Origin of the sequence: Actinotalea sp. (genome assembly GCF_041597215.1) — a bacterium.
In the GTDB taxonomy this organism is placed as follows: Bacteria; Actinomycetota; Actinomycetes; order Actinomycetales; family Cellulomonadaceae; genus Actinotalea.
Window position 1 is genome coordinate 1 of record NZ_JBFHHB010000159.1, and the last position, 7412, is coordinate 7412.

Genomic DNA, 7412 nt, shown 5'->3' on the forward strand with positions numbered 1-7412 from the left:
AGGAGGAGCTCGCGCAGCTGGTCGGCGCCTCCCGCGAGACGGTCAACAAGGCGCTGGCGGACTTCACCTCCCGCGGGTGGCTGAGGCGCGAGGGCCGCACCGTCGTCCTGCTGGACGTCGATCGGCTGGAGCGCCGCTCGCGCTGAGTCACCCGAGCTCGACGACGAGCTCGATCTCGACCGGTGCGTCCAGGGGGAGGACGGCGACGCCGACGGCGCTCCGGGCATGCACCCCGACCGCTCCGAAGACCTCGCCGATGAGTTCGCTCGCTCCGTTGACCACGCCCGGCTGCCCGGTGAACGACGGGTCGCTCGCCACGTACCCCACGACCTTGACCACCCGGGCGACCCGGTCGAGGCTCCCGGCCTGCTCGACGACGGCGGCGAGCGCGTTGAGGGCCGCGACGCGCGCGAGCCCCGCAGCGGCCTCGGGTGAGACGTGGCCGGGCCCGGTGCCGACCTTGCCCGTGGCCACGAGGGCCCCGTCGACGAAGGGCAGCTGACCGGAGGTCCAGACGTAGTTGCCCGTGCGCACGGCGGGGACGTAGGCGGCCACCGGGGCCGCGACGGCGGGAAGCGTGATCCCCAGCTCCGCGAGACGGTGCGTGGGGCTGACCGCGGTCATGCGTCGCCGCGTGGACGCTTGAGGTAGGCCACGAGGCCCGAGCCGTCAGGACCGGGGACGACCTGGACGAGCTCCCAGCCGTCGGCCCCCCACTGGTCGAGGATCGCCTTGGTGGCGTGGACGATGAGCGGGACGGTCGCGTACTCCCAGGAGGTGGCCATGGGTAGACGTTAGCGGCCGCGACCGGCCGGGTGCTCGGTGGCGTCCGCGCGAGCACCCGCAGGATCGGGCCGTGCCCCCGCGACCTCCGCGAGGGAGGGGTCCGAGGTGAGGACCTCCTGCCAGGACTCGACCTCGGGGAAGCGTCGGAGCAGGGCCCGGCGCTCACGTTCGGTGAGCCCGCCCCACACGCCGAAGGCGATGCGGTGATCCATCGCGTCGATCAGGCACTCGAGCCGGACGGGGCACCGCAGGCACACCTCACGGGCGCTGCGCTGCGCCGCCCCCTCGACGAAGAGATCGTCCGGGGACAGTGCGCCGCATGCGCCGTACGCGGTCCAGTGCTGATCGTCCGACACCGGCACCCCCCTCCTGCACGTGCTTCCCACCACGGTAGAACCGGCCGGGACGCACGTCATGGGCCGTTCGGCCGACGCAGGCGCCGCAGACCTGCACGGGGGCTTCACACGCGACCACCCCGCTGCGCGAGGTGCTCACGTAGGCTGCCAGCATGGTGACGTCCGTGCCCCCGCCCCGTCGCGTCCGCAAGGTCAATGCCGCCCAGGCCCTCGGACTGATGCTGGCCTTCGCGCTGGTGGCCTCCGTCGGCGGCCTCCTGGCTGCCGGCCTCGTGCTGCCGGCCGTGACCACGACGAGCAACGTCGCCAACACGACGGTGCAGATCTTCGACGAGCTCCCCGACGAGCTCCTCCAGGTGCCGCTCTCGGAGAAGTCGACGATCCTCGCTGCGGACGGCACGGTGCTGGCGACGTTCTACACCGAGAACCGGATCGTCGTGCCGATCTCCGAGGTCTCGATCGACATGATCAACGCGGTGGTGGACACAGAGGACCGCCGGTTCTTCGAGCACGGCGGCGTCGACCTCACCGGTATGACCCGTGCGCTGCTGCGCAACGCCGTCTCGGACTCCAACGAGGGCGCATCGACGCTCACCCAGCAGTACGTGAAGAACTCCCTCATCCAGGCGGCCCTCCAGCTCGACGACCCCGTCGAGAAGGCTCAGGCGATCGCGGACGCACGGGAGAGCACGGGACTGGAGGGCTACGCCCGCAAGCTCCAGGAGGCCAAGCTCGCGGTCACTCTCGAGAGCACGATGACCAAGGAGGAGATCCTCCAGGGGTACCTCAACATCTCGCAGTTCGGCTTGTCGGTGTACGGGGTCGAGGCTGCGGCGCAGTACTACTTCTCGGTCTCGGCCAAGGACCTCGACTACCTCCAGGCGGCCACGATCGCCGGGGTGACGAAGGCACCGACGGACTACGACCCCGAGCGCAACCCGGAGGCCTCGCAGGAGCGCCGCGACATCGTCCTGCACAACATGCTGCGCGAGGGCGACATCACCCAGGAGGAGTACGACACGGGCGTCGCGACGCCGATCGGCGACACGCTCAAGATCGGCCAGACCCACCTGGGCTGCATGTCCGCGGGGGACGTGGTGGCCGGCTCGGGCTACTTCTGCGACTACGTGACCAAGATCATCGCCCAGGACCCGGCGTTCGGCGAGACCGCGTCGGAGCGTCGCACGCTGCTGTACCAGGGTGGTCTGACGATCCACACGACGATCGACCCCCGCCAGCAGGAGCTCGCCGACACCGCCGCGAAGCAGGCCGTCCCGGTCGACGACCCGTCCGGCGTCGGCACCGCGATCTCGGTCGTCGAACCCGGCACCGGCAAGATCCTCGCGATGGCCCAGAACCGCGTCTACAACACCGCACCGAACCCGGGCCCTGGGCAGTCGGCCGTGAACTTCAACACCAACTACGCCTACGGCGGGTCGCAGGGGTTCCCCCCGGGATCGACCTTCAAGCCCTTCACCCTCCTCGAGTGGCTCAAGCAGGGGCACGCCCTCCAGGAGGTCGTCGACGGCCGCGCGAAGAGCTACAAGATGAGCGACTTCACCGCCTCCTGCACGGGCCTGGGAGGGGCGGACTGGAACCTGCGCAACTCCGAGGGCACCGGCAACTACATGACCGTGCTCAACGCGACGAAGAACTCGGTCAACAACGCCTTCGCCGACATGGCCACCCAGCTCGACCTCTGCAACATCTTCCAGGGCGCACAGGAGCTGGGTGTGACCACGGGCGAGGGCAAGGACCTCAAGATCGTCCCGTCGAACATCATCGGCACGGACTACGTCGCCCCGCTCACGATGGCGGCGGCCTTCGCCGCGTTCTCGGCCGACGGCATGTTCTGCGAGCCGATCGCGATCACCGCCGTGGAGGACACCGACGGAGCATCCCTCGAGGTGCCCTCGGCCAACTGCCGCCAGGCCATCACCCCGCAGATCGCCCGCGCGATGACCGCAGGCCTCAGCGAGGTCTGGAGCGGGACGGCCAAGAGCATCCCCCAGCTCCCGGACGGCCGTGAGGCCTCGGGGAAGACAGGGACCACGACGGAGAACGAGCACACCTGGTTCGTCGGCTACACCGCGCAGCTGTCCAGCGCCGTGTGGGTCGGCCACCCGGACGGCTTCTACTCGATGGGCGGCGAGACGATCAACGGCACGACCTACTGGTCGGGTCCGTACGGCTCGAGCATCGCGGCCCCGCTCTGGCGCGCGTTCATGGCTCCGGCGAGCGAGGGGATGCCGGTCGTGAACTTCCCGGCTCCGGAGAGCGCACAGGTGGTCGGGGTGCAGGTCGCCGTCCCGGACGTGGTGGGCCAGAGCGTGTCCGTCGCGACCGCGACCCTCCAGCAGGCCGGCTTCAACGTCCGCGTGGGCGACGGCTCCTACTCCTCGGCGCCGGTGGGCTCGATCGCCTGGAGCGACCCCGCTGGTGGCTCTCGCGCATCGCGCGGATCGGTCGTCACGATCACCCCGTCACTCGGCGTCGACCCTGCGACGATCAAGACACCGGAGCCCGAGCCGACCACGGATCCGGACACCGGCAACGGGAACGGGAACGGGAACGGCAACGGCAACTCCGGGAAGGACGACTGAGTGGGCGCCGTCCGCAGCGCCGTCGGACTCGGGGTCGCGGGTGCGGCAGCCGGCCTGGGCTGGGCGCTCGCCGAGGCGCACGCCTACACGCTGCGCAGGGTGACAGTCCCGGTCCTGGCGCCGGGTGAACGCGCGCTGCGCATCCTGCACCTGTCGGACCTGCACCTGACGCCGTCCCAGGACCGGAAGATCGAGTGGGTCCGCGGTCTGGCCGACCTCGAGCCCGACCTGGTCGTGGACACCGGCGACAACCTGGCCCATCTCGACGCCCTTCCTGCGCTGATGTACGCCCTGGCCCCCTTCCTCGGCCTGCCCGGCGCCTTCGTGATGGGGTCGAACGACTACTTCGCCCCGCAGCCGAAGAACCCGGCCCGGTACCTGCTGCCCGACCCGCGACTCCCGGAGGGCCAGGTCGGGTCCGCCCTGCCGGCCGCGGAGCTGGCCTCGGCCCTGCGCCAGGAGGGCTGGCGGGACCTGACCAACCGGCGCGACGGACTCGTCGTCGACGGACGGCTGGTCTCCCTGGTGGGGGTCGACGACCCGCACCTCGACCGCGACCGCTTCCCCGCGCCGGGCGAGCGGCACGACGTCGACCTGCACCTCGGGGTCGCCCACGCCCCGTACCGCAGGGTCCTGGACGCCATGCACGAGGACGGTGCGCAGCTCGTCCTGGCCGGGCACACCCACGGGGGCCAGCTGTGCGTGCCGGGACTGGGCGCCCTGGTGACCAACTGCGACCTCGACCGGCGTCGGGCCAAGGGCCTGCACGGCTGGCCCGGGTCGCGGCCGGACGGGCCGGACGGGGAGGGCTCGACGTGGCTGCACGTCTCGGCGGGACTGGGCACCTCGCCGTACGCCCCGGTGCGCTTCGCCTGCCGTCCGGAGGCCACCCTGCTGACCCTCGTCGCGCGCCTCGCCTGAGCCGGTTTCTCCGCAGGGTCCTTGCTGGGCTATCCTTACTGGGCTCCACGGGGTGTGGCGCAGCTTGGTAGCGCGCTTCGTTCGGGACGAAGAGGGCGCAGGTTCAAATCCTGTCACCCCGACCAGCAGACGAGGGCCCTTGACCAGCGGTGACGCGGGTCAAGGGCCTTCGTCGTGGCTGTGGCCAGCACGCACCCGCTCTCCTGCACCCGGAAGGACCCCCATGCGTTCGGTGTCGGCCCACCTCGAGGCGGACGTCCACACGAGCTCCGACGTCGTGCTCCTGGTGGCCGCCGCCCATGGAGCGAGCACGGAGGACCCCGCCGCTCGCCCGGAGGAGCTCGACGTCCGGATCGACGGCGTCCCCGTCGACCTCACCGAGCTGCACGGGCCGCACGGGACCCGGGTGCACACCCTCAGCGCCTCCCCCGGCCACCTCACCGTCGAGTACCGCGCCGAGGTGTCCCCCGAGGTCACCCCGATCACGGCCGACCCGCTCGACGTCGTGACCTACCTGCGGCCGAGCCGGTACGTCGAGTCCGACACGCTCGTCGGTCTGGCGGGCGCCGAGCTACGAGGTCTCTCCGGGGTGGATCTGCTGCACGGGGCACGCAGCTGGGTCGCCGAGCGCTTCACCTACGTCCCCGGAAGCACCCGCGGCAGCGACGGGGTCCGCGACGTCCTGCTGAGCAGGCGGGGCGTGTGCCGCGACTACGCCCACGTCGTGGCGGGCCTGCTGCGGGCCGTGGACGTGCCTGCCCGCACGGTCTCGGTCTACGCGCCGGGACTGGCCCCGATGGACTTCCACGCCGTGGTCGAGGCGTACCTGGACGGCACCTGGTACGTGCTGGACGCGACCGGCCTGGCTCCCCGTGGCTCGATGGTGCGCATCGCGACCGGCCGGGACACGGCCGACACCGCGTTCCTGTCGACCTATCGCGGCGGTGTCACCCTGCGGTCGCTGCGGGTCACCGCCACCGAGGGAGTCGCCCAGGAGACCGAGCCGGACGACGCGCTGGTCCAGCTGGCCTGATCGCCTCCGCTCGTCGGCGCTAGGGTCGTGCGGTGCCCATCCCCGACTTCGTCCGTCACCTGCGCGCGAGCGTGGGCACCGCCGAGCTCTGGCTCCCCGGGGTCTCCGGGGTGGTCCTCGACCCGGACGGCCGACTGCTGCTCGGCAGGCGCTCCGACAACGGGCTGTGGGCGGTGGTCAGCGGGATCCTCGAGCCGGGCGAGCAGCCCGCGGTGGCCGTCGTCCGCGAGGCGTTCGAGGAGACGGGCGTCCAGGTCGAGGTCGAGGCGCTGACCTCCGTGCACAGCGGGCAGCGCGTCACGTACCCCAACGGGGACCTGGCGCGCTACCTCGACGTGTGCTTCTGGTGCCGCGCCGTCGGCGGTGAGGCGCGCGTCGCCGACGACGAGTCCACCGAGGTCGGGTGGTTCGCCCCCGACGCCCTTCCGCGGGATCTCACCGACTCCTCGGTCCAGCGCATCGCGCACACCCTGGAGTTCATCGCGGCACGCGAGGCGGGCCGGAGCCCCGAACCGTTCTTCGCGCGCTGAGCCGCAGCGCCCGGTGGCTCAGCCCCGGGCCGCGACGAGCTCGGCGATCTGCACGGCGTTGAGCGCCGCACCCTTGCGCAGGTTGTCGTTCGAGACGAAGAGCGCGAGTCCGCGCCCCTCCGGCGCACCCGGGTCCTGGCGGATCCTGCCCACGTAGGACGGGTCCTGACCGGCGGCCTGGAGCGGCGTGGGGATCTCGGAGAGCTCGACCCCCGGCGCGCCGGCGAGCAGCTCGGTGGCCCGCTCGACGGACAACGGCCGGGCGAACTCCGCGTTGATCGACAAGGAGTGCCCGGTGAAGACCGGGACCCGCACGCAGGTCCCGGACACGAGCAGCTCGGGGATGTCGAGGATCTTGCGGCTCTCGTTGCGGAGCTTCTGCTCCTCGTCGGTCTCGAAGGTGCCGTCGTCGACGAGGCTCCCGGCCAACGGCAGCACGTTGAAGGCGATCGGACGCGCGTAGATGACCGGCTCCGGGAACTCCACCGCAGCGCCGTCGTGCGTGAGGGCGGCGATGTCCGCCCCCGCGAGCCCCTGGACCTGGGTCTCCAGCTCGGCGACGCCCTTGAGCCCGCCGCCCGACACCGCCTGGTAGGTCGAGACGATCAGGCGCGTCAGTCCCGCCTCGTCGTGCAGAGGCTTGAGCACCGGCATCGCTGCCATCGTCGTGCAGTTCGGGTTGGCGATGATCCCCTTGACCGCCTGAGCGATCGCCTCGGGGTTGACCTCGCTCACCACGAGGGGGACCTCGGGGTCGCGGCGCCAGGCCGAGGAGTTGTCGATCACCAGGGCGCCGGCAGCGGCGAACCGCGGGGCGTGGACCTTCGAGGTCGCGCCGCCCGCGGAGAACAAGGCGATGTCGATCCCGGAGAGGTCGGCGGTCTCGACGTCCTCCACGACGACCTCTCCCCCGGCCCAGGGCAGGGTGGTCCCCGCCGAGCGCGCGGAGGCGAAGAAGCGCATCGAGTCGGCCGGGAAGTCTCGCTCGGCGAGCAAGCGGCGCATGACCCCGCCGACCTGGCCCGTGGCGCCGACGACGGCGATGTTCAGTCCCATGTCAGCGTCCCGTCCCGCCGTAGACCACGGCTTCGCCCTCGGAGGAGTCCAGATCGAATGCCGTGTGCACGGCGCGCACCGCGTCGTCGAGCTGATCGGCGCGCGTCACCACCGAGACCCGGATCTC

At 71.6% G+C, this 7412-nt stretch carries 9 protein-coding genes and 1 tRNA gene; 6 read left to right on the forward strand and 4 right to left on the reverse strand.

Annotation, left to right across the window (positions count from 1 at the left end):
* The coding region (locus ABWK99_RS11305) for a helix-turn-helix domain-containing protein (RefSeq protein ID WP_372594812.1) at positions 1-146 on the forward strand (146 nt) is incomplete at its 5' end.
* 1 nt (position 147) lies between these two features.
* Here ABWK99_RS11305 and ABWK99_RS11310 read toward each other — a convergent pair.
* The 3 genes from ABWK99_RS11310 to ABWK99_RS11320 are packed head-to-tail and all read right to left on the reverse strand — an operon-like array spanning position 148 to position 1202.
* Positions 148-624, reverse strand: coding sequence for a RidA family protein (locus ABWK99_RS11310; RefSeq protein WP_372594804.1), 477 nt, complete (start codon positions 622-624; stop codon positions 148-150).
* Positions 621-785 (reverse strand): hypothetical protein, encoded by a 165-nt coding sequence (locus tag ABWK99_RS11315; protein WP_372594805.1) that lies wholly within the window; start codon positions 783-785, stop codon positions 621-623. The genes ABWK99_RS11310 and ABWK99_RS11315 overlap by 4 nt, the downstream gene beginning before the upstream one ends.
* Positions 786-794: 9 nt before the next feature.
* Complete coding sequence (locus ABWK99_RS11320) at positions 795-1202, reverse strand: WhiB family transcriptional regulator (RefSeq protein WP_372594806.1); 408 nt, start codon at positions 1200-1202, stop codon at positions 795-797.
* 92 nt (positions 1203-1294) lie between these two features.
* Here ABWK99_RS11320 and ABWK99_RS11325 point away from each other — a divergent pair, with 92 nt between their 5' ends.
* The 5 genes from ABWK99_RS11325 to ABWK99_RS11345 all read left to right on the forward strand — a co-directional run bounded on the left by ABWK99_RS11325 (position 1295) and on the right by ABWK99_RS11345 (position 6229).
* Entirely contained in the window at positions 1295-3745 is a 2451-nt protein-coding gene (locus tag ABWK99_RS11325; protein WP_372594807.1) for a penicillin-binding protein, read from the forward strand.
* The gene (locus ABWK99_RS11330) at positions 3746-4666 is read left to right on the forward strand and encodes a metallophosphoesterase (protein WP_372594808.1); all 921 of its coding nucleotides are present in this window, start codon (positions 3746-3748) and stop codon (positions 4664-4666) included.
* 48 nt (positions 4667-4714) lie between these two features.
* Positions 4715-4791: transfer RNA gene (locus tag ABWK99_RS11335), tRNA-Pro, on the forward strand.
* A 98-nt stretch (positions 4792-4889) separates the two neighbouring features.
* Entirely contained in the window at positions 4890-5699 is an 810-nt protein-coding gene (locus ABWK99_RS11340) for a transglutaminase family protein (protein ID WP_372594809.1), read from the forward strand.
* Between the two features lie 32 nt (positions 5700-5731).
* Positions 5732-6229: an NUDIX domain-containing protein gene (locus tag ABWK99_RS11345; protein ID WP_372594810.1), complete on the forward strand. Its 498-nt coding sequence runs from the start codon at positions 5732-5734 to the stop codon at positions 6227-6229.
* Positions 6230-6247: 18 nt separating this feature from the next.
* Here ABWK99_RS11345 and ABWK99_RS11350 read toward each other — a convergent pair whose 3' ends face one another.
* Complete coding sequence (locus tag ABWK99_RS11350; protein WP_372594811.1) at positions 6248-7285, reverse strand: aspartate-semialdehyde dehydrogenase; 1038 nt, start codon at positions 7283-7285, stop codon at positions 6248-6250.
* Positions 7286-7412 lie beyond the last annotated feature (127 nt).